Origin of the sequence: Streptomyces sp. NPDC020845 (genome assembly GCF_044334165.1) — a bacterium.
GTDB lineage: Bacteria > Actinomycetota > Actinomycetes > Streptomycetales > Streptomycetaceae > Streptomyces.
Map to the genome: position 1 here is coordinate 365868 of NZ_JBIRSJ010000001.1, position 26861 is coordinate 392728.

Here is a 26861-nt window from a genome sequence, read left to right on the forward strand (position 1 = left end):
GCCCGCCGGGGTGTGCCTCACTTCCCCGAGGTCGCTTAGGTGCGGGAGGGGTCCGCGCAGGTGGCAGTATCGGGGGATGACGACACGGATCATTGCCGCGTGCGACGGGGCGTCGAAGGGCAACCCCGGGCCCGCTGCCTGGGCATGGGTCATGGCGGGCGCCGACGGCGCGGTGGCGCGGTGGGAGGCCGGGCCACTGGGCACCGCCACCAACAACGTGGCCGAACTGACCGCGCTCATGCGCCTGTTGGAGGCCACCGACCCGGCGGTGCCGCTCGAGGTGCGGATGGACTCGCAGTACGCGATGAAGGCGGTCACCACCTGGCTGCCGGGATGGCGCAGAAAGGGCTGGAAGACCGCCTCGGGCAGCCCGGTGGCCAACCGCGATCTCGTGGTGCGCATCGACGAGCTGCTGGGCGGCCGGGACGTGGAGTTCGTATACGTGGCAGCCCACCAGGTGGGCGGCGACCCGTTCAACGCGGCCGCGGACCAGGCGGCCAGCGACACGGCCCGCTCCCAGCAGGCCATCGGCAGCTCCCTCGGCTCGGCCCTGCCCGAGCCCCAGGCCCCGGCCGGAAACGGCGGCAAGCAGGCGAGCAAGGCGACCAAGGGGACCGGGACCGCGGCGCGGCGGGGGAGCGGCGCCCGCTCGGGTGGCTCCATCACGGCGAAATTCCCCGGCCGGTGCCGCTGCGGAGCCCCGTACGCGAAGGGGGAGACCATCAAGAAGAACCCCGACGGCTGGGGCCACCCCGCCTGCGCCATCGCCGCCGCGGACTGACCGGCGGCCGTCCCCTCCGCGGCCCGCGGGGCCGGTCGCGACTCCTCAGGCGTCCCCCGTCAGGCGTCTCTCGTCCAGGAGCCCAGCACCATCAGCGTCTTGGTGCCGGTGACCTGCCCCGCGCGCCGCAGCCCGTCGATGACCTGCTGCAGATGCTCGATGTCCCGCACCCGGACATGCACCAGCGCGTCGGGATCGCCCGCGATCGTGAAGACCGCCTGGACCTCGGGCACCTCGTACGCGGTGCGGACGATCTCCCCGACAGGAGTGGTGCCCGTATACGACAGCTCCACGAACGCCTCGATGCCCCGGCCCAGTTTGGCGTGATCGACCTGCACCGTGAAGCCCGTGATCACACCGCTCTCCCGCAGCCGGTCCACCCGGCGCTTGACCGCGGCCACCGACAGCCCGACCGCGGGCGCCATTTCGGAGAAGGTGCGCCGCCCGTCCTCGCGGAGCATCCGCAGCAACTGGCGGTCCACATCGTCGATCTCGGTCATCCAGTCCCCCGCTTCGGCTCGATAAAACAGCACCGCACGCGCAAGCAAAACTGTCCGAACAGCCTGCTTGTGGAAATATTTTGCGTCTTACGCCCGACTTCTCACAAGGTCCTTGTGGCGCACGGCCTCGTATTGCTGTCCTGAGCGCGCCCGTCCACCCGTACGCGCCCAGGAGCATCGTCATGACCGTCGACCGCCTGCTGCCCACCCGGGAGGCCGAGGACCTGCTGGACCTCGTCCGCGACATCGCCGACAAGGAACTCTCCCCCCGCGTCGACGGACATGAACGCGCCGAGACCTATCCCGAGGGCCTGTTCGCCCTGCTCGGCGAGGCGGGCCTGCTGGGTCTGCCCTACCCGGAGCAGTACGGCGGGGGCGAGCAGCCCTATGAGGTCTATCTCCAGGCCCTGGAGGAACTGGCCGCGCGCTGGGCGGCCGTCGCCGTCGCGGTGAGCGTCCACACCCTCGCCGCCTTCCCCCTTCTCACCTTCGGCACCGACGCCCAGCGCGGCCGCTGGGCGGACGACATCCTCAGCGGCCGACTCATCGGCGGATACAGCCTCTCCGAACCGCAGGCCGGCTCGGACGCCGCGGCTCTGACCTGCCGGGCCGACAAGGACGCGCACGGCTACCGGATCAACGGCGCCAAGGCCTGGATCACCCATGGCGGCGAAGCCGGGTTCTACGCCCTCTTCGCCCGTACCTCCCCGGGCAGCGACGGCATCTCCTGCTTCCTCGCCCCCGGCCACACCGACGGCCTCACCTTCGGCCGGCCCGAGGAGAAGATGGGCCTGCACGCCATCCCCACCACGGCCGCCTTCTGGGACAACGCCCTGCTCGACCCCGACCGGCTCATCGGACGGGAAGGGCAAGGGCTGCAGATCGCCTTCAGCGCCCTGGACTCCGGCCGGCTGGGCATCGCCGCCTGCGCCACCGGACTGGCCCAGGCCGCCCTGGACGCCGCGGTCGCCTACGCCCATGAACGCACCGCGTTCGGCCGGAAGATCATCGACCACCAGGGGCTCGGTTTCCTGCTGGCGGACATGGCCGCCGCCGTCGACTCCGCGCGCGCCACCTACCTCGACGCCGCCCGCCGCCGCGACGCGGGACGCCCGTACAGCCGGCAGGCCAGCGTGGCCAAGCTCATCGCCACCGACGCCGCCATGAAGGTCACCACCGACGCGGTCCAGGTCTTCGGCGGCTACGGATACACCCGCGACTATCCCGTCGAGCGCTATATGCGCGAGGCCAAGATCATGCAGATATTCGAGGGCACCAACCAGATCCAGCGCCTGGTCATCAGCCGCCGGCTCGCCGACTGACCCGCGCCCTCCGGCCCGCGCCGCCCCCGCCCCCGGGGCGGCGCGATCTGCGGGACGGACCGGCGCGGACTACCGTGGAGGCGATGCCTCTGACCCGGCTCGGCCTCGTCGTTCACCAGGGCCGTCCGGTCGCCGTCGCGGCGGCGCGGACCGCGCGCGAGTGGTGTGCCGCGCACGGTGTCGTCTGCGCCGACCTCGACGTATGGCAGGCGGGGGTGCCGCGGCGCGGCGGCCAGGAAGAGGCCGTGGCCGCGGGCCACCCGGGGGTGGTCATGACCTTCGGCGGCGACGGCACGTTTCTGCGCGGGGCGCGGATCGCCGCCAAGGACGGGGCGTCGGTGCTGGGGGTGAACGTGGGCCGGGTCGGTTTCCTCACCGAGATCACCACCGACCAGGTGGAGGGCGCGCTGGACGCCCTCCACCGGGACCAGACGGTCATCGAGGAGCGGATGGTGCTCACCCTCCGGGCGTCGCGCCCGCTGGATACGCCCACCGGCCTGGAGGAGCCGCTGTGCTACGGGCGCGGCCCCGCGCTGCCCGCGCCGACCGTGCGCCCCGGCGCCACGGACAAGGCCAGCTGGGGGATCCCTCTGGACGTCACCGCGGTCAACGATGTGGTCTTCGAAAAGCTCGCCCGGAACCGGCAGGTGAACCTGGCCGTGTATCTGGCCGGGCAGCTGCTGGCCTGCTACTCGGCCGACGCCGTCATCGTCGCGACCCCCACCGGCTCCACCGCCTACAGCTTCGCCGCCGGAGGCCCCGTCCTGGCTCCCGGGGCCGATGCGATCGTCTTCACCCCGGTCGCCCCGCATATGGCCTTCGACCGCACCGTGATCGCCGACGCCGACGAGATCGTCGCGGTTCGCGTACTGCCCCACTCCGGACGCGTGGCCGTCAGTATCGACGGGGAGCTGCGCGGGGTGCTGGACCCGGGGGACTGGATGGCGGCCTACCGGGCCCCGTACCGCCTGCGCCTGGCGCGGTTGACCCCCCTCCAGTTCTACCGGCGCCTGCGCGGCCGCTTTCAGCTGGCCGACGCCCCGGCGGCCACCGTCGACCAGACCCCGCCCGTCTACCGGCCCGCCACCCCGCCGCCCGAGGACCTGGCCCATCTGCACCGCCCCTGGCCGATTACGGGGTGATTTACCCTGTTATAGGAATATTGGCCGCGATGGGGGCAGGCGCCGCCGGGTACGCGGCCGTGCGGCGGGGCCGCGACGGCAGGGAGGCCTGACATGGTGTTCGACGACGCCGGATACGGGCAGGAGTCGCAGTCCCCGACGGCCTCCTCGCGCTATCTGCCGATCGCGGACCACGGACTGATCGGCGATCTGCGCACCGTCGCCCTCGTGGGGACGAACGGCACGATCGACTGGTACTGCTGCCCGCGCTTCGATGCGCCCAGCGTGTTCGGCTCGATCCTGGACGCGGAACGGGGTGGCTCCTTCGAACTGGCCACCGACGTCCCCGCGCGGACCCGCCAGTTCTACTTCCCCGACACCAATGTGCTGATCACCCGCTTCTCCGCCGCCGACGGCGCGGGGGAGATCCAGGACTTCATGCCCGTCGTCGACGACTCCCGCGACTCCGGGCGGCACCGGCTGATCAGACGGGTGCGCTGCGTACGCGGCACCCTGCCCTTCACCGCACAGGTGGCGCCCCGCTTCGGCTACGGAGCCGAGCCGCACACCGCGCGGATGCAGGGCAACAGGGTGCTCTTCGACTCCCCCTCCCTGTCCCTGGCGCTGACCGCCACCGCGCCCCTGGAGTGCGACGGCCGGGACGTACGGTCGCGCTTCAAACTGCTCGAAGGCGAGTCCGCGGTCTTCGCCCTCGACCGGGTCGACGACGAGGTCGCCCTCCTCGGCTGCGCCCGGCGCGAGGCCGGGGCCGACTTCGAGGCCACGGTCCGCTTCTGGCGCAAATGGCTCAGCGCCTCCCGCTACCACGGGCGCTGGCGGGAGATGGTCCAGCGCTCCCTGCTGACCCTGAAACTGCTCACCTACGCCCCGACCGGCGCCATCGTAGCCGCCCCGACCACCAGCCTGCCGGAGGCCATCGGCCGCGAGCGCAACTGGGACTACCGCTATATGTGGGTCCGGGACGCCGCCTTCTGCGTCTACGCCCTGCTCCGCCTGGGCTTCACCTCGGAGGCCGAGGCTTTCATGGGCTTCCTCTCCGCGCACTGCATCAACAGCGACGGCGACCAAGCCACCGGACCGCTGCAGATCATGTACGGCATCGACGGCAGCCGTGACCTCCCCGAGTTCCAGCTTTCCCATCTGGAAGGCTACTTGGGATCCGCCCCGGTCCGGGTGGGCAACGGCGCCGTGGGCCAGCTCCAGCTGGACATCTACGGAGCGCTCATCGACTCCGTCTATCTGTACGACAAGTGGGGACAGCCCATCAGCAGCGACCACTGGGACGAGGTGGGCTACCTGGTGAACTGGGTCTGCGACCACTGGGACCAGCCTGACGAAGGCATCTGGGAGAGCCGCGCGGGACGGCAGAACTTCCTGTACTCACGCCTCATGTGCTGGGTGGCCATCGAGCGGGCCATCCGCCTGGCCACCCGCCGTGGACTGCCCGCCGACCTTCCCCGCTGGCGGATCAGCCGCGACGCCATCTACCGGCAGATCATGACACGCGGCTGGTCCGCCCGGCGCGGAGCCTTCGCCCAGCGCCTGGACCAGGACATCCTGGACGCCGCGGTGCTGATGATGCCGATGGCCAAGTTCATCTCCCCGGTCGACCCCAAGTGGCTCGCGACCCTCGACGCCCTGTCGCAGGAGCTCGTATCCGACTCCCTGGTCTACCGCTACGACCCGTACCTCAGCCCGGACGGCCTGCCCGGCACCGAGGGCACCTTCTCGATCTGCTCCTTCTGGTACGTCGAGGCCCTCACCCGCGCCGGCCGGCTGGAGGAGGCCCGGCTGGCGTTCGAGAAGATGCTCACCTACTCCAACCACCTGGGCCTGTACGCCGAGGAGATCGGCCCGACCGGCGAACAACTCGGCAACTTCCCGCAGGCCTTCACCCACCTCTCCCTCATCAGCGCCGCCTTCAACCTGGACCGCGCCCTCGGCTGATCACATCAGCCGATCCAGACCACGACCGGAATCCGTATCGCCCGGACGTCGTGGTGGACGCTGTACTCGATGATCACAGGCTCGCCCGCGACCTGGATACTGAAGCGCGTGTCGCGGTCGTCCATCGGGTCGCCGGGGGGCTGCTTGCCCTTGTCGAGCGCACCGCCTGCTTCGAGGGCGAGGGCGGCGATGTAGTTGGCGACCTTCTTGGCCAGGTCCGGAGGCATCGCCACGATGGCCTCGGCCGGGGTCTCCTCGATATACGCGGCCCAGCCCGGCCGGGGACGCTCATGGTTCACCCGCCCGCTCCCTCGAGCCGGGTCATGAGGTCGTCGATGCCGACCAGGTTCCGCCCGGCGGCGGCGTTCGCGCGGCTGCGCTCCGCCAACGGCGCCTTGGCCAGCATCGCGATCTTCCACCACGAGCGCATCACCGAGGGAACGACGGGCTCCTCGGCGGCCAGGACCTCCCCGTAGAAGCGGGCTCGCTGCTCACCGCTCAAGGCTTCACCGATGGCGTTGATGGTGTGCGGGATGGCGGTGACCTTGCGGTCGACGGAGTGGTCGGGCTGTGCGCTCATGCGCACCTCCTCGCGGTCGGGGCCAGGGCCTGCTGATGACAGTACCCGCGGGCGCGCCGTTCGTGAGCCGTTGCCCGGACGCCGTTTCCGCGTGGTCGGCCGCGTGGCCGGCCGTCAGTAGACGGTGAGGCCGTAGGTGCTCAGCACCTCCTGGATGGGCTGGTAGTAGGTGGTGCCGCCGGTGGCGCAGTCCCCGGTGCCTCCGGAGAGAATGCCGATGATCTTGTCGCCCGCGTAGAGCGGACCGCCGCTGTCACCCGGCTCGGCGCAGATATTGGTCTGGATCAGCCCGTAGACGATCTCGCCGTTGCCGTAGTTGATGGTGGCGTTGAGCCCGGTGACCCGGCCGCAGTGGACACCGGTCGTGGCCCCCCGGCGGCAGACCTCCTGGCCGACGTAGGCGGTGGCGGTTCCGGTGATGTCGACGGCGCCGACCGTACCGGGGTGCGGGACGGCCGCGTTGGCGTATCGGACGACGCCGTAGTCGTCGCCGGGGAAGCTGGTGCCCGTCGTCGGGCCGACCGCGGTGGTCAGATCGGCGCCGGTGTACCAAGTCGGCAGGCCGTCAGTGCAGTGGCCGGCGGTGATGAAGTAGTAGGTGGCACCGCTTTGCACATTGACCCCGACGGAACAGCGCCAGCCCGCGGAGGCGTATGCGCCGTCACCGCCCGAGAGGAGCGTCCGCAGCGGTCCGCCGAGCCGTTCGACGGTCACGGCGCCGCCTGAGCGCGCGGCGATACGGTCGAGCCTGGCCAGGTCGTCGCCCCCGGCCGCGGAGCCGACGGACACGCGCAGCGTCCCGGAGCGTTCATCCACGGTCCAGGCGGTCCCCGGGACGTTCAGCGACTCGATGGCCGAGGCCGCCTCGGATACGGAGGCGGGGGACACCTCGGCCGCAGCGGCCGCACTCGTACCGGCTGTCGCGAGGGCAGCCGCGGTGAACAAGCTCGATACCGCGGCCATCAGCCGGGATCTTCTCCAGATACGGCGTGCCGTCTTCACCCGAACCTCCTTGAGAGGACTGTCGGTCAGGCTTGGATTGTGCCCTCGGTCCGGCCGCCGCGTAACCCAACTGCCCAGTCGTTCAAGGGAAAAGGGGCAACGGGAGGCGCGCTACGAGGCGACGGCGGCCGGGGCCAAGCGGCGAGGCAGCCGCCACGTCAGCGGGTGTGCGCCGGTGCCGCCGTCCACCCGCTGGACGGCGGGATCGGTGAGGTCGAGGCGGTAATGGTCCGGTCGGCCCGCCTGGGTCCAGCGGGCGTGGACGCTCTCCACCTCGGCCCAGATGTTCCGGGGGCCGATGCGTTCGACGACGCTGGAGCCGCCGTCGGAGCGGACGATGGCGCAGGACTCCTCGGCCGGGGCGTACAGGGACAGCCGCTCGGCGCCGGCGACCCGTACCAGACCGGGCAGCAGATGGCCGACCGCCAGCCAGAACCCGGCCTCCTCGGGTGGGGCGAGGCGGCTTGGCCGGACGGTGACCGGACCGTCGGGCATCCGGTCGGGCGCGGTGACCAGGTCCACGCCCAGGCCCGGCCGGTGCCCCGAGGCGACCGGTCGCAGCACGGCGGCCAGCGTGTCGCCGGTACGGCGGACCATCGCCTGGGCGGGCCAGCCGACCGCGCCGGTGGTGATCGGCGCCAACAGCCGCCCGCCGTCGGCCAGCTGCTCCAGCAGGGCGGGCGGCAGGCCGCGGACCGCGAACGACAGCAGGACCGCGTCGAAGCGCTCGCCGGGGCGGCCGGCCAGGCCGTCACCCCGTACGACCCGGGGCCGGTGCCCGAGGCGGGCCAGGCGCTCGCGGGCGGCCTCGGCCAGATGCGGGTCGGCCTCGATGGTGGTGACCGCGGTGTCCCCGAGGATTTCGCACAGCGCGGCCGTCACGAGCCCCGGGCCGGTGCCCGACTCCAGCACCCGGTCCCCGGCCGTCAGGCCCAGCGTCTGCAGCCCCTCGACCGCGGTGGTCATGCCGGTGGACATCCCGGTGAACCCGCCGCCGGTCACGATCTGCCCGCGCTCAGCGGCGTCAAGTGGCTCACCGCGGTGCTGGATCAGCACCGAGTCCCCGTCGTGGATCCAGGCCAGCCACTCGTCCCGGTCGCGGTGGTCGGCGCCGTCCAGGAGCTGCCAGGCCCTCGGCTGCCCGGCCGCCGTGGGGCGGCGGACATAGCAGCGGGGGAGCAGGACTTCACGCCGGACCGCGAGCAGGGCCCGCCGTAGGTCCGGGTCGGTCAGTACGCCGTCGGCCGTCAGCCGGTCGACCATCGCAGCCCGGGCCTGGGTCGCCCGCTCCCGCACGGTCAGCTCGGCCGGCGGGGCGGTCGGCTCGCCCCGCTCCAGGTGGATGACGCCGCCCGTGGCGAGGGCGTCCAGACCGGCCGCCACCCGGGCCGCCAGCCGGGCGGGCAGCCGCCGCGCGGCCTCGTCGCGGCTCATCCAGTACGCCGCGCGGATCTCCCCGTCGGGGAAGGTCAGTTGCCCGGCCTGGGCCGGGGCCAGCGGTGGTGCGGCGAAGATCATGCAGGTCACGGCGCGGCCATGCCGGGCGGCAGCCGCCGACGAGGTGTCCACCGCCAGCAGCCGTCCGACCGGAACCGTCAGCCCCAGCTCCTCCGCCAGCTCGCGCGCGGCGGCCTGCGCGGGCGACTCGTCCGCCTCGACCATGCCCCCGGGCAAGTCCAGATGGTCCTTGTAGCTCGGATCGAGCACCAGGACGCGCCCGGAGGTGTCGGTGACCAGCACAGTTGCCGCCATCATCGGCGCCGGCAGCAGCGCGTAGTAGTCGCGCCGGTGCGGCGGCGGACGGTGTCCGTCGCGCAGCACCGCGGTGTGCGAGCCGCGCTCGGCGGCGAGCGCGGCGGCCACGCGACGGCGCAGCAGCGGCGGCAGCAGCTCCAGGGCCTCGCGCTCGGGGAGGAATCGGGCGCTGCGGATCTCACCGTCCTGGGGGACCAGGGCCGACGGGGCGTGATCGCCGGGCAGATGGCCGGCGTAGACGAAGGCCAGGATGGTGCGCCCGTACACGGTGGCGGGCACGCTGTCGACGGCCAGCAGCCGCCCGACTTCCACGGTGAGGCCCAGCTCCTCGCCCAGCTCCCGGACGAGCGCGGAGGCCGGTTCCTCGTCCTCGGCCATGCCGCCGGGCAGATCCCAGCCATCCTTGTAGACCGGGTCGACCAGCAGGATCCGCCCCTGGCCGTCGCGGATCAGCGCGTCGGCGGCCGCAGCCGGGGCCGGATGCTCGGCCAGATAGCGCGCGAGCTGAGGATCCACGAGCGGGGCCCGGCCGTCGCGGGAGGGCGCTGAGGCGGGATCGGACACGGACGACCTCCTGGATCTGGCCGAAGCGGCCCGCCCATTGTGGGATGGGCAAAAGGGCCGCGACAGGGCGCGTGGGTGTGCGCCGACCGCTCCTCGCCACCGTCCCGCGCTCAGCCACCGTCCCGCGCTCAGCCGTCGTCGGTGCGGTGCGCCGTGGTGTGCCTGCCACCGGCCCCGGTAGCGTGGCGCGGATGACGGTGGGCACCACGGCGACCCGGCTGGTCGTCCTGCGAGGCAATAGCGCCTCCGGCAAGTCGAGCGTCGCGGCCGGTCTCCGCGACGGGTTCGGCCGCGGCCTGGCCCTGGTCGGCCAGGACCATCTCCGCCGCGTCGTCCTGCGCGAACACGACCGCCCCGGGGCGGCCAACATCGGGCTGATCGACACCGTCGCCCGCTACGCCCTGGACGCGGGCTACCACGTCGTGGTCGAAGGCATCCTCTACGCCGACCACTACGGCGATATGCTCGCCCGGCTGCGCGCCGACCACCGCGGCCCGACGTATGGCTTCTACCTGGACGTACCGCTCGAGGAAACCCTGGCCCGCCATGCCACCAAGCCCCAGGCGGAGGAGTACGGCGAGGCGGAGATGCGCTCCTGGTACCGGGAGCGCGACCTCCTGCCGGGCGGCATCGAGACGGTCATCGGCGTCCACAGCACCCTCGCCGAGACGGTCGAGCGCATCATGCTCGACACCGGCCTGGCGGGCCTTTCCGAACCGGAGCACTGACCGCACGGGAGCAGCGACCGTACGACTCTCAGTGCGCGAGTTTCAGCCCGGCCACGCAGCCGACGATGCCCAGGAGCAACAGAAGTTTCAGCCAGCCGACGGGCTCGCCGCCGAAGACCATGGCGTAGGTGGCGGTGAGTACCGCGCCGACGCCCACCCAGACCGCGTACCCGGTGCCCACATGCACGGTCCGCAACGCGAGGGACAGACCCGCCATGCTCAGCACCAGACCGATACCGAAGACGACGGTCGGCAGTGGCTGACTGAACCCTTCCGACCTGCTCAGCGCCGTGGCCCACACGGCTTCCAGCACCCCGGAGACCACAAGAACGACCCAGGCCATGACAGACACTCCCCGCGTCGTCTTGTCATGTCTGGGTACGGCGCACCTCGTCCAGGAGCCGGTCGGGCTCTGCCGGCCATTCTCGCACAGCGGCCCCGACGCGCCGGGTTCGCAAAGACACCGGGCAGGACCAGCGGTGTTTCCGGCACCGGTTTGCCGAACCGGCAACGGGACTCGCACCGATGCGGTACGCAACGCACCATCGCAGTACGAGTCGATCAGCAACCCGGAGGAGCCATGTCGCAACCGGACGTCACGCATCGCCTGGTCCCCACGCCCGCGGGCAGGATTCATCTGGTGGAGCAGGGGAGCGGACCGCTGGTCCTGCTGGTGCACGGCTTCCCCGAGTCCTGGTACTCATGGCGCCACCAACTGCCGGTGCTGGCCGCCGCCGGATACCGCGCGGTCGCCATCGACGTCCGCGGCTACGGGCGTTCCTCCAAGCCGGAGAGCGTGGCCGCCTACCGGATGCTCGACCTCATCGAGGACAACGCCGCCGTGGTGCACGCGCTCGGCGAGCAGACGGCCGTGATCGTCGGCCATGACTGGGGCTCGCCCATCGCCGCGAACTCCGCCCTGGTCAGGCCCGATGTCTTCCGCGCGGTCGGGCTGCTGAGCGTCCCCTACGCCCCGCGCGGAGGACCGCGGCCCAGCGAGGTCTTCGCCCGGATGGGCGGGGATGACGAGTTGTACGTCTCGTACTTCCAGGCCCCCGGCCGGGCCGAGGCCGAGATCGAGCCCGATGTGCGCGGCTGGCTCGCCGGTCTCTACGCCGCCCTGTCCGGGGACACCATGCCCGCGCCCGGCTCCCCCGACCCACACTTCATCAGCCCCGGCGGGACGATGCGCGCCAGGTTCCCCGAAGGCCACCTGCCCGCCTGGCTCAGCGAGCACGACCTCGACAGCTACGCCGCTGAGTTCGAACGGACCGGTCTCACCGGACCCCTGAACCGCTACCGCAACATGGACCGGGACTGGGAAGACCTCGCCGACTTCGACGGCGCCCCCCTCACCCAACCGTCGCTGTTCCTCGGCGGCGCCCTGGACGCCTCCACCACCTGGCTGGCCGACGCGATCAAGGCGTACCCCACCACCCTGCCCGGCCTGCGCTCCTGCCACATCCTCGACGGCTGCGGCCACTGGATTCAGCAGGAACGCCATGAGGAGGTCAACCAGCACCTGACCGACTGGCTCGGCTCCCTCCCCGCCTGAACACGGCGGACCGTTCGCAGCGCGCGTCAGCATCGCGTCAGCGTCGTCCGGTTCGCCGTCAGCATCGCGTCAGGACCCGTCCGGGAGCCGGGTGCGGCGGGCGTAGCGTGAACGGCGAGCCCGGGCCGCCTCCCTGTACCGGAGGCGCCCGGCTCAGCCCCCGCACCACCTTGGATCCTCCAGGAGGCATCCCATGGCAGAGCTCCCGTACGACGAAGACCCCGAACCCTGTGAACGGTTCCCGGCCGGGCCCTTGTACGTCCCGGTCCGGCCGGGCCCCTCACGGTGTGCCGCCAGGCTCTTCCGTACGCCCCTCGGCGAGCGTACGGCCGTCGGCTTCACGTCCGAGCGCAGGCTGACCGCGACCCTCGGCCCCGACCAGGCGTGGATCAGGCTCGCCGAGCCCGCGCTGCGCGCGCTCACCGAACCGCTCGGCGTCACCACCCTCACGGTCGACCCGCAGTTCACCGCCCCCGCGCCGACGCCCGGCGGGGACGTCGCCGACGTGCCCCAGAAGGCTCCCGCAGGCCGCTCGCGCGCCGGCGCCTGGGATCCGCGGGCGGTCGGCGCGCTCCGGGTGACCGGCGCCGCCGCCCTCGTCGCGACGCTCTCCTTGTGGATCGGCTGAGGTGCCCACGATGACCACTGTTCACGCCACCGCGACCACCGCCACCTCGGCAGACCTCTCGGTGTGGCCCGCCTCGACCAGCGAACCTCGCCGGGGCGACCTCGCCGTGGGCGGCGTACCGCTCACCGAGATCGCCGACCGCTTCGGCACCCCGGTCTATGTCCTCGACGAGGCCGAGGTCCGCGACCGCTGCCGCACCTACCGGGACGCCTTCCCCGACGCCGAGATCCTGTACGCGGCGAAGGCGTTCTTGTGCCGGGCCCTGGTCCACTGGGTGGACGAGGAGGGCCTGGGCCTCGACGTCTGCTCCGCCGGTGAACTCGAACTCGCCGTCACCACCGGCTTCCCGCCCGAGCGGATCGTGCTGCACGGCAACGCCAAGTCCCCGAGGGACCTGGAGACCGCGCTGCGCCTGGGCGTCGGCCGCATCGTTATCGACAGCCCGTCGGAGATCGCGCGGCTGGCCGCGGCCGTCGGGCCCGACGGCCACCAGAAGGTGATGGTCCGCGTGGTGCCCGGCATCAGCGCGGGCGGCCACGAGAAGATCCGCACCGGAACGGACGACCAGAAGTTCGGCCTGTCCATATCCGACGGCTACGCCCAGCACGCGATCGCCCGGATCCTGGACCAGCCCCAGCTCGAACTGACCGGGTTGCACTGCCACTTGGGGTCGCAGATCACCAGCGTCAAACCGTATCTGTCCGCCGTACGGCGCATGGTGGGGCTCATGGCCCGGCTGCACCAACAACACGGCCTCGTCCTGCCCGAACTGGACCTGGGCGGCGGCCACGGGATCGCCTACCGGCCCGGGGAGGAAGCCCTCGACCTGACCACGCTGGCCAGAAAGGTACGCATGGAGCTCGTCGAGGCGTGCGCGGCGGCCGGGCTCACCGTGCCCCGGCTGTTCATCGAACCGGGCCGTGCCGTCGTGGGCCCGGCGGGCGTCGCCCTGTACCGGGTCCTGTCGGTCAAACACACCGGTGAGCACACATACGTGGCCATCGACGGCGGTATGAGCGACAATCCGCGGCCGTCGCTGTACGGAGTGCGGTATGCGCCGCGCCTGGTCGGCCGGCACAGTACCGCCGCGCCGACCCGGGTCACCGTGGTGGGCCGGCACTGCGAGGCGGGTGACATCCTGGCCACCGCCGTCGAACTCCCCGGCGACATACGCCTCGGAGACCTGCTGGCCGTACCCGTCGCCGGCGCCTACCACCTGTCCATGGCCTCGGCCTACAACATGGTCGGCCGCCCGCCGGTGGCCGCCGTACGGGACGGCCGCGCCCGGCTCCTCGTACGCCGGGAGTCCTTCGAGGACATTCGCCATCGCGACGTGGGCCTCTAGCCCGTGCCGCGACCGGATCCGCCGCCGGGAAGGTTGCGCGCGTGACCTGCCTGGTTACGCCCGAACCGCTGACATCTGCTACTGGCGCCGTTGCCACTCCGCCCGGGTGAGCTCGTACTCGACCTCGCCGTGCTCCGAGCCCTCGATCGCATCCGGCCAGTCGCCGGTGAAGTTCCGGAGGAACGACAGCCCAGCCTTCTCCATCACACGCCGGGACCGCGTGTTCACCGCCATGGTGTTCGCCGTGACCCGCTCCACCCCGAGGTCGGTGAACCCTTTGTCGATCAGGGCCCGGGCTCCCTCCGTGGCATAGCCGCACCCCCAGGCCGCCTTGTTGAGCCGGTAGCCGAGTTCGACCACGGCGGGGCTGTGGTCGTCGAGGGGACGGAACTCGAACCAGCCCAGGAAGGTGTCGGTGGCCTTCTCCTCCACGGCCCAGTAGCCACGGGAGCCGAGGAACGGATAGTCGTGGAGGAGACGGGGCAGGGTCCGCGTCTGGACTGCCTCGCGACTCGTCGGCCGACCGCCGTTGATGAATTGCATGACGTCAGGGTCGTTGTCCAGCGTGAGCAGGTGGTCGACGTCGGCCTCGGTGAACGCGCGGAGCGCGAGCCGTTCGGTCTCCAGGAAGTTGGGCATGGCGCGATCTTCACCATCGGGGGGCCGGCGCGCCACCGAATATCAGGGCGAGACCTTGAGGCTGACGTGGGCGATTCGGCCCGCCGTATCGAAGTCGATGTCGACCGAGTCGCCGCTGGGCAGGTCGGCGGTGATGCGGTCACCGTCGGTCCGCTGTGCCATGCCGTGGTGGTCGAAGTACCCCGCCACGGCGTGGCGAGCCGAGTGACCGATCAGGGACGCCCCGGTGAGCAGCGTCCGTGGCAGGGCGACGGGGTCCAGGGCGGCGCGGGGTATCTGCGGGTCGTCGGGCAGGAAGTAGACCTGCGTGCCGGGACCGGCCGGCATGCCGATATAGCCGGGAGCCCGCACCACACCCATCCCCGTGAAGGCCAGCATCTCGGCGGCGCGCCGGGGATCGGCGAAGCCGGACAGGTCGAGGACTTCCTCGGTGAGCTCGGCGATCCGATGTGCCCTGCCGTACCGCTCGACCCCCTCGGTCAGGGACACCACTTCGGTCCCGCGCAGTCCCGGGTTCGCCCAGCCCCACATCCAGGACTGCTCCTCCATGTCGAAGGTGCCCAGCACGGCGATCCGCATCTCCAGCTCACCCTGCCGATAGGTGCAGGACGGCAGATCCGCGGTCCAGGGACCGTCGGGAACGAACGCGGTCAGGGTTTCCAGCTGTGCCGCGCCCCAGGCCGCGTGCCGCTCGGCTTCCAGCAGGAACGCGTCACTGAATTCACTCACCATGATCGCAAGCCTATGAGACCGCCTCGTCCGGGCCGTGTCCGGGGGCGGTGGGCCGGCCGGTCGTACGTCGTCGTGCAGCGGGAGGGGTCCCGCGTCCGGTGGGTTAGAAAAGCCGCGCGGGAAATGCCCCTTTTGGAGACAGGAGGTTCCATTGATGAGCACCGGTATGTGGCGGAGGGCCGCGACGGCCACGGCGACGCTGACGTTGGCGGGCACCCTGGGGTTCGGCCTGACGGCGACGGAGTCGTATGCCGCCGCCCACGGGCCGTGTTACGACGGGCGGTGCAAGACCACGGTGTCGGCGCCCAGCAGCATCAAGGTCAACAGCCACCGCTTCGGGTTCGGGAAGCTGCGGATCACGCACGTCAGTTCCCGATCCGTGAAGATGTCGGCCACCACCACCGGCGGCGGGCGCCTGAGCGGCAGCACCAGCCCGGGCGGCACCGTCAGGCTCAACAACCTGAAGATCTCGGTGAAGTCGGTCTCCGGCCATAAGGCCAAGCTGGTGCTGACGCCCACGTCCTGAGCCCGTCGCCGGCCCCGGCGCGTTCGTACCGCGCCGGGGTTACGGCTTCTCGGCCGGCGGCTCGGCGATGCCGATGTAGTTCCCGGCCACGGGCCGGATACGGACCGACCACCCCAGAGCTGTGAGGTCGTCCGTGAGTGTTCGGGCGTCGTGGAACACCTTCACGATGCGGTACTGGCTGCCGTCGTCGAGTCGGCGCAGCGCGGCCGGCGCAGGCTGGTTCGCGAGGATGTTCTCCTCCGCGGCAGCGGCGGGGCCATCGTCAATGAAGATCGCTTTGCCGCCCGGCGCGAGCGCGGCGGCCACGGTGTTCCAGAACTCGGGCAACCGCCGCGGCGGAACATGGGAGAGCCAGAAGGCGAAGAACACGGTGTCGTAGCGCCGTGGCGGCCGCCACTCGAACAGGTCGGCCTCGACGAACTGGACGGTGGGGGATGCGGTACGGGCCCGAGCGAGGGCCAGCACTTCGGCTGCCGCGTCGACCGCCGTCACCGACCGCGCCCGCGCCGCGAGCCTCGGGGTCCACTGGCCCGTGCCACAGGCCAACTCCAGCACATCCCCGGCGATCGGGAGCTCATCGACGACGGTCAGCAACTTCCGCAGCTCTTCGCGCTCCACGTAGGGCCGATCGTATTGGGCCGCGCCTGCCCTGTAGTAGGCCCTTTGCTCTGCCAGCAGGGCGTTGTCGTCCATATGCATGTCCCTCTCGTCCGGGGCTTGGTCGCCACGGACACTGTCGGCCTTCACCTTTGGGCAAGGTCAAGCGTCACGAGAGGTTGGGGGAGGACGGCGCGACCGTACGGTACAGGCCCACCGTCGCCAGCTGCGGTGTGGCGCGCGCGGCCAGGACGCGGATCCGGACCCGGTCGGTGCGCACCGGTGCGTTCAGTACCAGGATCCGGCTGTAGCCGACGGTCGTACCGCTCGCCGCCTGCACCCATCCGGTGCCGTCCCAGGTGTCCACCGCGAACTCCTCGACCCGCTGGCCCCGGGTGATGTTCTCGCGGAGCAGGATCTGGTCGAAGCTCTGCGCCCGGGGCAGGTCCAGGACCACACTGCCCGTGGTGGCCTGGCCCGCCGGGGACCAGCCGGTGGACAGGTCCTCGTCGGACAGCGCGGCGCCCGTCGCGTCCTTTCCGGGCGCCAGCAGGTTGGTGCGGTAGGTCTCGCGGACGGCCGTGCCGAAGGAGGTGAGCGAGGCGAGGTCGGCGTCGGCGATCCGCCCGTCCGTGCCGGGCGGCGCGTTGAGCAGCATCACGGCGTTGCGTCCGACGGATCGCCGGTACTTGTCGACCAGCTCGGCCGCTGACTGCGGCCGCTCGCCGGGATGGTAGAACCAGCCGGGCCTGATCGAGGAGTCCGCCTCGGCCGGGAACCACTGGAGATAGCGCACATCGGACCGGCCGAGCACCGCCCGGGAACCGATGTCCTCGGCCCATGCGCCACCGGGGATCAGCCCCTCGTTGTGCGCCGTGTCCGGGTCGCCCGTCGCCGGTACGACGCTCCACTCGCCGGTCCGCGCCACGCCCGCCTCATTGCCCACCCACCGGGTGCCCTGCGGCCCGGCGAAGACCACGGTGTCCGGCGACAGCGCCTTGATCATCGCGAACCAGGTGGTGAAGTCGTACTTCTCGCTGATCCCGGAACCGGCCCATGGATTGGCGCCGTCCAGCCACAGCTCGTCGATCGGCCCGTACTGGGTGAACAGTTCGTAGAGCTGGTTCAGGTAGTAGGCGTTGTAGTCGTCCTCGACGACCTCGAACGTCGGCAGGGTGCCCCGCGCCACCGCGCGGGCCCGGTCGTCGCCGGGGACCAGGGTCGGGATCGTACGCGCCGTGGGTGTGCTGGAGTTGCCGTACCGGCCCTGGCCGGCCGGGCTCGCGGGCGCGTCCTCCAGCGTGGCCTTCTCGGCGGTCGAGCGCGAGTCGGCCGGTTTGGCCTTGATCGCCGGGATGTAGGTGTCCTTGTGCCACGCCCGGGGCAGTTCGGCCCCGTCGGACGGCGACAGATAGACCCCCACCCGCAGCCCCGCCGCACGGGCCGCGCGGACGTACGTGCCGAGGATGTCCCCGCCCTGCCGTTCGCAGCCCGCCTCCCGGGCCCGCCAGTACGCGGAGGGGTCGGTGTCACGCTTCTGTTCGGCCGCGGCGCGGGCGGCGGCGGTCTCCCCGGCCTGGTCGCAGCCCGCGGTGCTGACCCACCAAGGGCTGGCGATCACGGAGTGGTTGCTGTAGCGGGTGGGGTAGAGCACAAAGCCGTCGTGGTGCTTGGCGGTGAAGATGACCTGCTTGGCCCCCATCGCCCGGTACGCACGCATCCACTGGTCCACATCGACGTTCGACGGGGCGAAGCGTGACTCCTTCTCCATGCCCGAGCCCCACTCGCGGTCGGTGAAGGTGTTCATCCCGAAGTGGGTGAAGCCGACGATGCCGCGCTGCTGCCAGGCCACCTGGGACGGGCGCGGCACGATGTTCGCGGCCTTCTCGACGATCCGCGCCGGACTGTCGCACTCCTCCACGGCCATGACCGGCGCCGGCGTCACAGGCTCCTGACACCCCGTTGCGCCGCTTTCCTCTTTGGCCGCGGCAGCCGTGGCGGTCGCGGGCGGCAGGGCCGTCACCCCGGTCAGTGCCGCGATCGCGGCGGCGATCATGGCGCGGTGCAGACCGCTTCTCCTCGAGCGTCGGAACAGATTCATCGGATGTGTTCGCCTCTCGATGCCGTGACACCGGTCATGGCCGACGAGAGTAGTAAGCGTGTTCGCCGCTGGGAAGTGGGTAACAACCCTCATGCCGATGGACACAGTGATCCAACGAATGCGCGCCGCGCGCGGACGCCGCCGCTGGGCCGTCTGCCTTCTGGCCGCCCTGGCCCTGTTCGTACCGCCGGCCCTGCCGGCCTCGGCGCACACCCCCGTGTCCGCCGCTGCCGCCCCCACCGCGACCACACCGGAGGTGATACCGGCGCTGACGGGGTGGACCGCCGGATCCGGCACCCTCCAGTTGCGGCAGGGCTCCCGTATCGTCGTGCCCGCGGCCAAACGGGCCCCGGTCAAACAGGCCCCGGCTGAACGGGCCCAGGCCAAAAGCGCCCAGACCGACGCGGCCACCTTCGCCGACGACCTGGCCGCCGCCACCGGCCTCAAACTGCCCGTGGTCACCGGGGGAGAGCCCCGCGCCGGCGATCTGGTCCTGCGCCTCGACCCCGGCGCCCGAGAACTCGGCGCGGAGGGATACGAACTTCTCGTCTCCGACACCGTCCGGATCACCGGAGCGACCGACGACGGGCTGTTCCTCGGCACCCGCACCGTGCTGCAGATGCTCCACGGCCAGACCACAATGCCGCGCGGCCGGACGGTCGACGTCCCCCAATACCCCGAACGCGGCGTGGGAGTGTGCGCCTGCTACATCCACATCTCGATGCCCTGGTTCGAGCGGCTGATGCGGGAGATGTCGTATCTGAAGCTCAACCAGCTGTGGATCGAGGCGAAAGTCGCCAGCGACGACTACCCGAAGACCAAGTTCTGGGGCTACTACACCAAGGACGAGATACGACAGCTCTCGGCCATGGCGAAGAAGTACCACATCACCCTCGTACCCGAGATCAACTCACCCGGACACATCGACCCCTATCTGCAGAACCACCCCGAACTGCAACTCACCGACTCCTCCGGCACCAAGTCGCCCTCGCGGCTGGACATCACCCGGCCCGAGGCCTACGCCTTCTACACCGGGCTCCTCGACGAGGCCCTGACCGTCTGGGACACCCCGTACTGGCACATGGGCGCCGACGAGTACATGCTCGGCTCCGACTACGCCGCCTACCCGCAGATAGCCGCCTACGCGAAGGCGAGATACGGCGCGTCGGCCACCCCCCAGGACGCGTTCATCGACTTCGTCAACCGCGTGAACGCCCATGTGCGGGCCGACGGCAGAACCCTGCGGATCTGGAACGACGGACTGACCGGCGATAACACCATCCCCCTCGACAAGAACATCGACGTCGAGCACTGGACCCCCGAGGCCAAGCAGCCGCCCTCCGCGCTCCTCGCCCAGGGCCACCAGGTCATGAACTCCGCCTACTCCCTCTATCTGATCCGCGGCGGCTCGAAAATGAGAACCCAGGCCCTGTACGACAGCGACTGGACACCCCTGCGCTTCGAGGGGGAGACACTGACCGGCGCCCAGCCGCAGGTCAGCGGCGCCAAGATCACCATGTGGCCCGACTTCGCGTCCGAACAGACCGAGAACGAGGTCGAGGCCGACGCGTTCATGCCGCTGCGCTTCATCTCCCAGGCCACCTGGGGCAGTCCCAAATCCGCAGCGACCTACACCGGCTTCGCCGACCTCGCCGACCGGCTCGGCCACGCCCCCGGCTGGAACAACGTGACACGCCTCCCGCTGAAGGACGGCACCTACGCCCTCACCCTCCCCGACTCGACCAAGCGGCTGACCGCGTCGGGCACCACGCAGGGAGCCCCGGCCGAACTGGCGGCCGACCCCGACGCGACCTGGGCGCTCTCGGCCACCCCCGACGGCTACTACCGCATCCGCGCGGTCCGCGGTGGCACCACCACCGGCAACTGCCTCGACATGGTCAGCGGCAGACGCTACCTCGGCGCACCACTGGAGGCGGGCGCCACCATCACCCAGCAGACCTGCTCGGACAACACCCGCACCCAGCGCTGGCAGCTGACCACCAAAGGCGACACGGTGACCCTGGTCAACGCCATCTCCCAACTCGCCCTCGCCCAGAACACTGACGGCCTGGCCGTCCAGATGCCCCCGGACACCCAGCCACCGACCGCGCTGCGCCCGGTGGCCAGGTAGGGGGAGCGCCGCACTCACGGTGGCGCCGTGCAGCACACGGTCGTTGGTCTGCTGCACGGCGCCGCGCCTCATGAGGAGTCAGTCGGGCAAGGGCACGCGGATGACGGGGTCGAAGGGGTGCTTGTTGAAACCGGTCCGCAGATTGCGGCAGCCCGGCGCCGTGCACATGAAGAACTCCTCGACGCTCTTCCGGCCTGTGCGGTTCTTGAGCCAGACCTTCTCCTCGGCGGTGAGGCGACGGTGCTGCTCATCGGATTGGCAGGTGTAGCAGTACATCTTGGGGTCAGGCACGACACCTCCTGAAAGCGGCAAACAGGCCGACGTGAGCCTATGAAGCATGTTGGGCCACGGAAAGTGCACAACCGGACAACTCGGCGTGCTCGCCAAGGATTAGCCGATGTGGACCGCGGCGACGCCCTCGGCGGGCAGGGTGAGGGCGAAGCGGGCGACATCGGTTCCGTGGTCTGCCTTGAGTTCGAGGGGCCGGCTCACGACGTCGCTCGCGTGCTCGATGTCACGCAGCTGCCGGCGGGTCGGATACTCCGGCGAGCCGAGCTCGATCCACTCCTGGTACGGGTTGGTGTGGTCCTCGTCGATCCGCCGGACCCGTGCCCGGGCCCCGGGCCGTACGCCGCGCAGAGTGACGGTGAGGGTCGCGGGCTGGGCCGGGACGGGGGCGCTGCCGTCGCCGGTGGCGAGCGCGTGGTTGTAGAGCAGAACATCAACACCGCCACCGCCACTGCCGCCACCGTGTGCGCTGCCGGTGACGGCGATGCCGCCCACCGTGGCCGGGGCGTTGGACAGGGTCAGGGGCGCGCGGCGGTCGCCCACCGTGTGCAGGAGCTGGAGCAGGCGGTAGGCGGGCTTCTTGACGCCGTGGATGGTCTGCAGCCCGAACCCGCCGTGGAACGGCTTGTCGGCCTGGCCGAGCTCTTCGAAGATGTCGGTGAACGACCAGTAGGCCAGGGCGTCGACGACCCCAGTGGTCTCGATGATCGTGCGGAGGAAACTCGCCGCCGCGTCGGACCGGTCCAGGGCGGGGTTGCCGAGGTCGGCGGCGACGTTGGTCTCGGAGATGTGGAGCGGCATGCCGGACGGCGTGTCGGCGCGGTTCTGCCGGAAGAACGACGCCGGGCCCTGTGGCCCCGTCCCCGTGTCGGTCTCGTAGCCGTGGGCGCTGCCGAAGTCGACCGGGACACCCTTCGCGGTGGCCCACTGCATGAACTCGCGGTAGTACTTCACCCCCGGCGAACGGGGCGGGCCGAAGGTCACCTGTCCGGCGGAGGTGGCCGGGCTCGCACGGCTCGAGTCGGCACCCGATCCGCGGCCTTCGGGCCGCCCGCCCGCGGCCGCGTGGCTGTTCAGGGATGTGGCACCCAATCTGACCAGGACCTTCGAGGTGCCCGCGACCATCGACAACGAATGCAACCTCGCCGCCCTCGGCGCGCTGGCGTTCGGTGCGGCACGCGGGCGGCGCCACGTGATCTATCTGAAACTGGTCACCGGAATGGGCGCCGGGCTCATCGTCAACGGGCAGCTCGTGCGCGGAGCGAACGGCCTGGCCGGCGAGTTGTCCCATCTCCATGTCGACTCGGCCGGCCCCATGTGCCGCTGCGGAGCCCGTGGATGCCTCGGCGTGGTCGCCACCACCGACCACGTCCTGGAAGCCGCCCGCCCGCTGTTCGGCCCGGACGTGAACATCTACGACACCTTCGGCCTCGCCGCGCAGGGCGAGGCGACCGTCCGCCGTGTCCTCGACGACTTCGGCCGCCTCGTCGGACGCCACCTCGCCCCCGCCTGCGTCATGCTCAACCCCGAGTTGATCGTCGTGGACGGCACACTCGGCCCCGCCGCCGCTCCCGTCATGGAGGGCCTTCACGACGGGTTGCGCCGACACATGCCCGACGGGGCCTATCGCGCGCTGACCCTCACCCTCGGCCGGCTCGCCGAAAACGCCGAACTCCTCGGAGCCGCGCATCTCGCACGAGCCCCGATATAGCCGCCGACCAGCCGTACGAGTGGGCGATCAGCCCGGGCTCGCGATCAACAGCCTCGCCCCCTGCGTCCGGTCGGATGACGGCCCGGTCTCCACGAGGAGTTCCCCCGGTTCGACGGCAAGGCCGAGGTCCCGGGTGACGGAGCCGAGGGTGTCGGCGTCGATCTCGAACACGGCGTCGGCCTCGTCCCCGGGACCCAGTTCGAGGCGGGCGAATCCACGCAGCTCGCGTATGCGGGGCCACGAGGACCCGCCCGACAGCCGCCGTACGTAGAGCTGGACCGTCTCACGCACCGGCCGCTCCCCGGTGTTGCGTACGCTGACCCGGCAGGTGAGGGCGGGATCGTCCGGGGTCACGCGGGCGCGTGACAGCCGTGGTGGCGCGTAGGCGACGGTGGTGTACGACAGACCGTGGCCGAAGGCGTATCGGGCGGTGGCGGGCTGGTCCGCATAGCCGCGGTAGCCGTGATCCTTGGCGTTGTAGAACACGGGCAGTTGGGCGGCCGAGGTCGGCACCGACACCGGCAGCCGCCCCTCGGGTTCCGCCGCGCCGAACAACACGTCGGCGACGGCCCGGCCGCCCCACGGGCCCGGGTACCAGGCACTCAGCACGGCGCCCGCGGTGCCGGGAAGGTCGGGCACGGCGTGCGGACGGCCCTGTACGAGCACCACGACGACCGGCACGCCCGTGGCCGCCACCGCGTCCATAAGCGCCAACTGCCCCTCGGGAAGGCGTAGATCGGCCAGATCGACGCCCTCTCCGCAGGTCATGTCCACTGGGTTGGCGGAGGTGACGACGGCCGCGCCGTTGGAGTCGAAGACGGTGTCGCCCGACCGGGCGCTCGACCCGCCCAGGACGAGCACCGCGATGTCCGCCGCTGCCGCCACCGCGGTCGCTTCCGGGAGACCGGAGAGGTCGCCGCCCACCAGCTCACACCCCCGCGCATAGGTGACCTCGGTGTCCGGCGGTGCGGCCGACCGGATGCCGTCCAGCACCGTGACGTGGTGGGAGCCGGGCCGCTGCGGCGCGGTGTAGTCGCCGATCTGCTGGGCGATCGAGTCGGCGTTCGGGCCGAGGACGGCGATCCGGCGGGGCGATGGTGCGATCGGCAGGACCCCTCCGTCGTTGGCGAGCAGCGTGATCGACGCGCGGGCGATGCGCTCACTCAGCTCGCTCGGACCGGAGCGCTGGTCCCCAGGCGCTTCGGCATGCGCGGAAGGCTGGTCGAAGAGGCCCAGGCGGAACTTCAGGGCCAGGACCCGGGTCACGGCGGTGTCCAGGGTCCGCTCCGCGACGAGCCCCCGCTCGACCGCCTCGGCAAGCCGCGGATAGCAGGCGTCCCAGAGGCTCAGATCGCATCCGGCGTTCAGGGCCAGGGCACCCGCGGCCACCGGGTCTCCCGCGAGCCGGACCAGACGGTCGACGGCGCAGCCGTCCGCCATGACGATCCCCTCGAACCGCCATTGATCCCGCAGGAGTTCGGTCAGCAGCGTCGGGTTGGCGACACAGGGCAGGCCGTCGAATTCGTTGTAGGCCGCCATCACCCCGGCGGCGCCGGCCCGTACGCCCGCCCGGGCCGCCGCCAGATGGATCTCGTGCAACTCGCGGGCGCTCAGCTCGGTGGCCGCGCTGTTGCGCCCGCCGACGGTGGCCCCCTGGCCGGCGAAGTGCTTGAGCACGACGGCGACCCCGGCGGTGCGCATGCCCCGTACCAACGCCTCGGTGAGCCGGGCCGCCAGATACGGGTCCTCGCCGAAGCACTCCTCCGCACGGCCCCAGCGCGGGTCGCGCACCAGGTCGAGGGCCGAGACGAGCGCCACATGGCCGCCCCGTGCCCGTAGTTCCGCGCCGGCGGCGGCCGACGCGGCCTCGTAGAGCTCGGGGTCCCAGGTGGCGCCGACGGCGAGGTTGACCGGCAACACGGTGCCGTCCAGCGCCTGGTGGCCGTGCGGGACCTCCTCGACGAGCAGCACCGGAATCCCCAGCCGGGTGTTCTCCATGACGTGACGCTGCACCGCGTCGGCCACCCGGGCCCCGTCCGCCGCCGTGATGCCGTCGGCGAAGCCGACACCGGACCACGCATCGGCCCGCTGCAGCCCGTACAGGGCTCCCATGCCGTCGTACGTGGCGACCTCGGCGTGGAAGGCGTCGGTGAGCCGGTGGCCGTCGGCCGTGCGCTCATAGGCGTCCCAGCCGTACATGCGCTGGTTGACCTGGCCGACCTTCTCGGTGAGCGTCATACGCGCCAGCAGGTCGCGGACCCGCTCCGGCACCGGTGCGGACGGGTCGCGGTAGAGGTGATCGGTCACTTTCAGCTCCAGCACTTCAGCTCAAGGACGCAGACACCGTACGGGGCGAGTGTGACACCCGCGGTCGGCGCGCCGGACGTGAGGTCGTGCAGTGTGCCGTCGGCGACGGGGCGGACGGTGAGCTCTGCGGAGCTCTGGCTGACCAGCCAGACGAAGCGGCGCCCGTCCTGGTGGACGAGGACGTCCGCACCGACGTACGGGCTGTCGACCGTCACCGGGCGCCGGACCCCGGCCACGTCGGCGAGCGCCGCGTACAGCCGGTGGGTCTCCTCCGGGTTGACGCGGGCGGTACGGGCGGCCATGTGCTCCAGGGGGTAGGTGGCCAGGACGGTGCGGCCGCGTCCGGTGTCGCGCACCAGGAGGGCGGGCCGGCCGTGTGCGTCGACCGCGACGACACGGGCATCGCGGGGGAGGACCGGCAGATACGCCCGGCTGTCCTCGTTGCCCGCGACGGGGAAGCGCAGGGTGTCTCCCGCGGTCAGCCCGCCGAAGTCGTCGGTGAAGGTCATCTCCAGGACATCGTCCTCGATGGGTTCGGCGACACCGTAGGAGAGCTGGAGCTCGACGCCGAACAGCCCGTCCAGGTCGTCGAACCACGGGCCGCGGGTGCCGGGGTGTTCGCCGGAGCAGAACGAGAGATAGACGGTGGCGCCCTCGTGGGCGCGGTGTTCGAGCTCACGCCGGGTGCGTGTGGTGAGCTGACGGGTGGCCGGCAGCAGATACAGGGCCGCGTCGCCGGGCAGGCCGTCGGCCTCCCGGGTGAAGCCCACCGGCAGGTCGGCGGCGCGGGCGGCGACATAGCTCTGGTGCAGGGAAGTGAAGATCAGCGGTCGGTCGGCGGGCCTGCTGTAGGGGTAGCCGCGCTCCAGGAAGGCGGGCACGACCAGCGCCGCTCCTGCGTCGGCGCGTCGGCAGCGCGTGAAGTCCACCGCCCCCAACACCTTGGCGAACTCGGCGAGTTCGAGCAGCGGAGCTTTCGGGGCCCCGGTGCTGTCGGTGATGCCGAAGTGCATCTCGAAGGGGTGGTGGTCGTACGGCGAGCGGTCCCACAGATCGTCGTAGTCGGTGTTGTTCCAGGCGACCCAGCCCGTCGCTCCGCCGAGCAGCGAGTTGTGCAGGGTCTGCCGGTAGTGGACCGCCGCGTTCTCGGCGGACACCGTGTCCGTGGAGAGGCCGAACTCCTCCAGGACGACGGGGTGTCCGGTGACCGAGGCCAGTTCGCATTCGAAGGCGGCGCGCAGATGCTGACGGGGCCGGTCGGTGTCGGAGCGGTACACATGCGGGCCGACGAAGTCGATGTACTCGGCGGTTTCGAGCAGCGAGAAGCCGTTGTCGCGGCCGGTGACCTCGATGCCCCACGCGCCGTCGCCGAGGGAGACGGGCTGGGTGCCACCGGCGGCCCGTACGGCGTTGCACATGGCCTGCGCCCAGGCGGTCACCACCTCGGAGGAGGGCGGATCCACCTGGTAGACGCGGCCGTATCCCGGCATCTCATTGGTGATGAGCCAGCCCGTGACCGCCGGGTGGTCCTTGAAGCGGCGGGTCATCTGGGATACGAACCACGCCTGGCGGCCGACCATCCACACGTCCTCGTACAGATCGCGGCCCCCGCGCCAGGCCGGGTCCCAGTTCTCGCCCGACATGTGTCCGACGATGAAGGTGGGCACCGTCCCCATGCCCGTCTCGCTGTGGGCGTCGAGGAAGTCACGGAAGTGTTCGCACAGGGCCTCGTCGATGCGGTGCGGTTGCGGATGGAAATCGGGCCAGTAGAAGAACGACCGGGTCATGGTCAGGCCGTGCTCGTGCAGCACCCGCAGTTCCGCGCGGACCGTCTTGGGATCGTAGTCGCGCCACATCAGGGGCCCGCCGGTGCGGGACCAGAAGTTGGCGCCGAGCCAGGGCAGGACGGCGGGGTGGTGGGTGAGCTGGGCGCTGTGGCGTCGCATGGTCCTTCTCGGATCTCGTGGTGCGGTGTGGGGG

General features: G+C 71.3%; 25 protein-coding genes and 1 riboswitch. Of the genes, 11 read left to right on the plus strand and 14 right to left on the minus strand.

Annotation, left to right across the window (positions count from 1 at the left end; translation table 11 throughout):
• The first annotated feature begins 76 nt into the window (after positions 1-76).
• Positions 77-781, plus strand: coding sequence for a ribonuclease H (locus ACH4U7_RS01360; protein ID WP_398525978.1), 705 nt, complete (start codon positions 77-79; stop codon positions 779-781).
• 59 nt (positions 782-840) lie between these two features.
• Here the strand turns inward: ACH4U7_RS01360 and ACH4U7_RS01365 are convergent, their stop codons facing one another.
• Complete coding sequence (locus ACH4U7_RS01365; protein ID WP_398525979.1) at positions 841-1281, minus strand: Lrp/AsnC family transcriptional regulator; 441 nt, start codon at positions 1279-1281, stop codon at positions 841-843.
• Positions 1282-1463: 182 nt separating this feature from the next.
• On the opposite strand from ACH4U7_RS01365, the gene ACH4U7_RS01370 reads away from it, so the two are divergent.
• The 3 genes from ACH4U7_RS01370 to ACH4U7_RS01380 all read left to right on the plus strand — a co-directional run bounded on the left by ACH4U7_RS01370 (position 1464) and on the right by ACH4U7_RS01380 (position 5692).
• The gene (locus ACH4U7_RS01370; RefSeq protein WP_398525980.1) at positions 1464-2603 is read left to right on the plus strand and encodes an acyl-CoA dehydrogenase family protein; all 1140 of its coding nucleotides are present in this window, start codon (positions 1464-1466) and stop codon (positions 2601-2603) included.
• A gap of 83 nt (positions 2604-2686) precedes the next feature.
• The gene (locus ACH4U7_RS01375; protein WP_398525981.1) at positions 2687-3745 is read left to right on the plus strand and encodes an NAD(+)/NADH kinase; all 1059 of its coding nucleotides are present in this window, start codon (positions 2687-2689) and stop codon (positions 3743-3745) included.
• Positions 3746-3838: 93 nt separating this feature from the next.
• A complete protein-coding gene (locus ACH4U7_RS01380) occupies positions 3839-5692 on the plus strand; it encodes a glycoside hydrolase family 15 protein (RefSeq protein WP_398525982.1) in 1854 nt (617 codons plus the stop codon).
• Between the two features lie 5 nt (positions 5693-5697).
• On the opposite strand, the gene ACH4U7_RS01385 is transcribed toward ACH4U7_RS01380, so the two are convergent.
• The 4 genes from ACH4U7_RS01385 to ACH4U7_RS01400 all read right to left on the minus strand — a co-directional run bounded on the left by ACH4U7_RS01385 (position 5698) and on the right by ACH4U7_RS01400 (position 9593).
• Positions 5698-5991: a hypothetical protein gene (locus tag ACH4U7_RS01385; protein WP_398525983.1), complete on the minus strand. Its 294-nt coding sequence runs from the start codon at positions 5989-5991 to the stop codon at positions 5698-5700.
• Positions 5988-6272, minus strand: a complete 285-nt coding sequence (locus ACH4U7_RS01390; protein ID WP_398525984.1) for a hypothetical protein — start codon at positions 6270-6272, stop codon at positions 5988-5990. The genes ACH4U7_RS01385 and ACH4U7_RS01390 overlap by 4 nt, the downstream gene beginning before the upstream one ends.
• 114 nt (positions 6273-6386) lie before the next feature.
• Positions 6387-7235 (minus strand): S1 family peptidase, encoded by an 849-nt coding sequence (locus ACH4U7_RS01395; RefSeq protein ID WP_398526434.1) that lies wholly within the window; start codon positions 7233-7235, stop codon positions 6387-6389.
• A 150-nt stretch (positions 7236-7385) separates the two neighbouring features.
• Positions 7386-9593, minus strand: a complete 2208-nt coding sequence (locus tag ACH4U7_RS01400; RefSeq protein WP_398525985.1) for an NUDIX domain-containing protein — start codon at positions 9591-9593, stop codon at positions 7386-7388.
• A 191-nt stretch (positions 9594-9784) separates the two neighbouring features.
• On the opposite strand from ACH4U7_RS01400, the gene ACH4U7_RS01405 reads away from it, so the two are divergent.
• Positions 9785-10321, plus strand: a complete 537-nt coding sequence (locus ACH4U7_RS01405) for a kinase (protein ID WP_398525986.1) — start codon at positions 9785-9787, stop codon at positions 10319-10321.
• 28 nt (positions 10322-10349) lie between these two features.
• Here the strand turns inward: ACH4U7_RS01405 and ACH4U7_RS01410 are convergent, their stop codons facing one another.
• Positions 10350-10664, minus strand: coding sequence for a DMT family transporter (locus tag ACH4U7_RS01410; RefSeq protein ID WP_398525987.1), 315 nt, complete (start codon positions 10662-10664; stop codon positions 10350-10352).
• 11 nt (positions 10665-10675) lie between these two features.
• Positions 10676-10746, minus strand: a riboswitch (guanidine-III (ykkC-III) riboswitch).
• A gap of 155 nt (positions 10747-10901) precedes the next feature.
• Here ACH4U7_RS01410 and ACH4U7_RS01415 point away from each other — a divergent pair.
• The 3 genes from ACH4U7_RS01415 (at position 10902) to lysA (ending at position 13849) form a co-directional block, all read left to right on the plus strand.
• Positions 10902-11876 (plus strand): alpha/beta fold hydrolase, encoded by a 975-nt coding sequence (locus ACH4U7_RS01415; RefSeq protein WP_398525988.1) that lies wholly within the window; start codon positions 10902-10904, stop codon positions 11874-11876.
• 193 nt (positions 11877-12069) lie between these two features.
• Entirely contained in the window at positions 12070-12504 is a 435-nt protein-coding gene (locus tag ACH4U7_RS01420; RefSeq protein WP_398525989.1) for an SAV_915 family protein, read from the plus strand.
• Positions 12505-12514: 10 nt separating this feature from the next.
• The gene (lysA, locus tag ACH4U7_RS01425; protein WP_398525990.1) at positions 12515-13849 is read left to right on the plus strand and encodes a diaminopimelate decarboxylase; all 1335 of its coding nucleotides are present in this window, start codon (positions 12515-12517) and stop codon (positions 13847-13849) included.
• 78 nt (positions 13850-13927) lie between these two features.
• On the opposite strand, the gene ACH4U7_RS01430 is transcribed toward lysA, so the two are convergent.
• A complete protein-coding gene (locus tag ACH4U7_RS01430) occupies positions 13928-14488 on the minus strand; it encodes a GNAT family N-acetyltransferase (RefSeq protein WP_398525991.1) in 561 nt (186 codons plus the stop codon).
• Positions 14489-14530: 42 nt separating this feature from the next.
• Positions 14531-15220, minus strand: a complete 690-nt coding sequence (locus tag ACH4U7_RS01435) for a DUF6882 domain-containing protein (protein ID WP_398525992.1) — start codon at positions 15218-15220, stop codon at positions 14531-14533.
• 154 nt (positions 15221-15374) lie between these two features.
• Between ACH4U7_RS01435 and ACH4U7_RS01440 the strand changes: the two genes are divergently transcribed.
• On the plus strand, positions 15375-15746 hold the full coding sequence (locus tag ACH4U7_RS01440; RefSeq protein ID WP_398525993.1) for a hypothetical protein: 372 nt from the start codon (positions 15375-15377) through the stop codon (positions 15744-15746).
• Between the two features lie 39 nt (positions 15747-15785).
• Here ACH4U7_RS01440 and ACH4U7_RS01445 read toward each other — a convergent pair whose 3' ends face one another.
• Both ACH4U7_RS01445 and ACH4U7_RS01450 read right to left on the minus strand, forming a co-directional pair.
• Positions 15786-16439 (minus strand): class I SAM-dependent methyltransferase, encoded by a 654-nt coding sequence (locus ACH4U7_RS01445; RefSeq protein WP_398525994.1) that lies wholly within the window; start codon positions 16437-16439, stop codon positions 15786-15788.
• Between the two features lie 73 nt (positions 16440-16512).
• On the minus strand, positions 16513-18399 hold the full coding sequence (locus ACH4U7_RS01450) for an alpha-L-fucosidase (RefSeq protein WP_398526435.1): 1887 nt from the start codon (positions 18397-18399) through the stop codon (positions 16513-16515).
• A gap of 142 nt (positions 18400-18541) precedes the next feature.
• Between ACH4U7_RS01450 and ACH4U7_RS01455 the strand changes: the two genes are divergently transcribed.
• Complete coding sequence (locus tag ACH4U7_RS01455; protein ID WP_398525995.1) at positions 18542-20575, plus strand: family 20 glycosylhydrolase; 2034 nt, start codon at positions 18542-18544, stop codon at positions 20573-20575.
• Positions 20576-20653: 78 nt separating this feature from the next.
• On the opposite strand, the gene ACH4U7_RS01460 is transcribed toward ACH4U7_RS01455, so the two are convergent.
• On the minus strand, positions 20654-20866 hold the full coding sequence (locus tag ACH4U7_RS01460; protein WP_398525996.1) for a hypothetical protein: 213 nt from the start codon (positions 20864-20866) through the stop codon (positions 20654-20656).
• Between the two features lie 99 nt (positions 20867-20965).
• Positions 20966-21955 (minus strand): hypothetical protein, encoded by a 990-nt coding sequence (locus tag ACH4U7_RS01465; protein WP_398525997.1) that lies wholly within the window; start codon positions 21953-21955, stop codon positions 20966-20968.
• On the opposite strand from ACH4U7_RS01465, the gene ACH4U7_RS01470 reads away from it, so the two are divergent.
• Positions 21945-22574, plus strand: coding sequence for an ROK family protein (locus tag ACH4U7_RS01470; protein ID WP_398525998.1), 630 nt, complete (start codon positions 21945-21947; stop codon positions 22572-22574). The two genes, ACH4U7_RS01465 and ACH4U7_RS01470, sit on opposite strands and share 11 nt — an antisense overlap.
• Positions 22575-22601: 27 nt before the next feature.
• Here the strand turns inward: ACH4U7_RS01470 and ACH4U7_RS01475 are convergent, their stop codons facing one another.
• Positions 22602-24881, minus strand: coding sequence for a glycoside hydrolase family 3 N-terminal domain-containing protein (locus tag ACH4U7_RS01475; protein ID WP_398525999.1), 2280 nt, complete (start codon positions 24879-24881; stop codon positions 22602-22604).
• A gap of 2 nt (positions 24882-24883) precedes the next feature.
• Complete coding sequence (locus ACH4U7_RS01480) at positions 24884-26827, minus strand: cellulase family glycosylhydrolase (RefSeq protein ID WP_398526000.1); 1944 nt, start codon at positions 26825-26827, stop codon at positions 24884-24886.
• Positions 26828-26861 lie beyond the last annotated feature (34 nt).

What these genes read in the sequence shown, in the direction of transcription:
- ACH4U7_RS01365 (WP_398525979.1), bottom strand. Translation starts at nt 1,281, where the DNA reads ATGACCGAGATCGACGATGTGGACCGCCAGTTGCTGCGGATGCTCCGC.
- ACH4U7_RS01410 (WP_398525987.1), bottom strand. Translation starts at nt 10,664, where the DNA reads ATGGCCTGGGTCGTTCTTGTGGTCTCCGGGGTGCTGGAAGCCGTGTGG.
- ACH4U7_RS01435 (WP_398525992.1), bottom strand. Translation starts at nt 15,220, where the DNA reads ATGGTGAGTGAATTCAGTGACGCGTTCCTGCTGGAAGCCGAGCGGCAC.
- lysA (WP_398525990.1), top strand. Translation starts at nt 12,515, where the DNA reads ATGACCACTGTTCACGCCACCGCGACCACCGCCACCTCGGCAGACCTC.
- ACH4U7_RS01450 (WP_398526435.1), bottom strand. Translation starts at nt 18,399, where the DNA reads ATGATCGCCGCCGCGATCGCGGCACTGACCGGGGTGACGGCCCTGCCG.
- ACH4U7_RS01370 (WP_398525980.1), top strand. Translation starts at nt 1,464, where the DNA reads ATGACCGTCGACCGCCTGCTGCCCACCCGGGAGGCCGAGGACCTGCTG.
- ACH4U7_RS01375 (WP_398525981.1), top strand. Translation starts at nt 2,687, where the DNA reads ATGCCTCTGACCCGGCTCGGCCTCGTCGTTCACCAGGGCCGTCCGGTC.
- ACH4U7_RS01455 (WP_398525995.1), top strand. Translation starts at nt 18,542, where the DNA reads ATGGACACAGTGATCCAACGAATGCGCGCCGCGCGCGGACGCCGCCGC.
- ACH4U7_RS01395 (WP_398526434.1), bottom strand. Translation starts at nt 7,235, where the DNA reads ATGGCCGCGGTATCGAGCTTGTTCACCGCGGCTGCCCTCGCGACAGCC.
- ACH4U7_RS01360 (WP_398525978.1), top strand. Translation starts at nt 77, where the DNA reads ATGACGACACGGATCATTGCCGCGTGCGACGGGGCGTCGAAGGGCAAC.
- ACH4U7_RS01420 (WP_398525989.1), top strand. Translation starts at nt 12,070, where the DNA reads ATGGCAGAGCTCCCGTACGACGAAGACCCCGAACCCTGTGAACGGTTC.
- ACH4U7_RS01390 (WP_398525984.1), bottom strand. Translation starts at nt 6,272, where the DNA reads ATGAGCGCACAGCCCGACCACTCCGTCGACCGCAAGGTCACCGCCATC.
- ACH4U7_RS01415 (WP_398525988.1), top strand. Translation starts at nt 10,902, where the DNA reads ATGTCGCAACCGGACGTCACGCATCGCCTGGTCCCCACGCCCGCGGGC.
- ACH4U7_RS01430 (WP_398525991.1), bottom strand. Translation starts at nt 14,488, where the DNA reads ATGCCCAACTTCCTGGAGACCGAACGGCTCGCGCTCCGCGCGTTCACC.
- ACH4U7_RS01405 (WP_398525986.1), top strand. Translation starts at nt 9,785, where the DNA reads ATGACGGTGGGCACCACGGCGACCCGGCTGGTCGTCCTGCGAGGCAAT.
- ACH4U7_RS01480 (WP_398526000.1), bottom strand. Translation starts at nt 26,827, where the DNA reads ATGCGACGCCACAGCGCCCAGCTCACCCACCACCCCGCCGTCCTGCCC.
- ACH4U7_RS01380 (WP_398525982.1), top strand. Translation starts at nt 3,839, where the DNA reads ATGGTGTTCGACGACGCCGGATACGGGCAGGAGTCGCAGTCCCCGACG.
- ACH4U7_RS01440 (WP_398525993.1), top strand. Translation starts at nt 15,375, where the DNA reads ATGAGCACCGGTATGTGGCGGAGGGCCGCGACGGCCACGGCGACGCTG.
- ACH4U7_RS01445 (WP_398525994.1), bottom strand. Translation starts at nt 16,439, where the DNA reads ATGGACGACAACGCCCTGCTGGCAGAGCAAAGGGCCTACTACAGGGCA.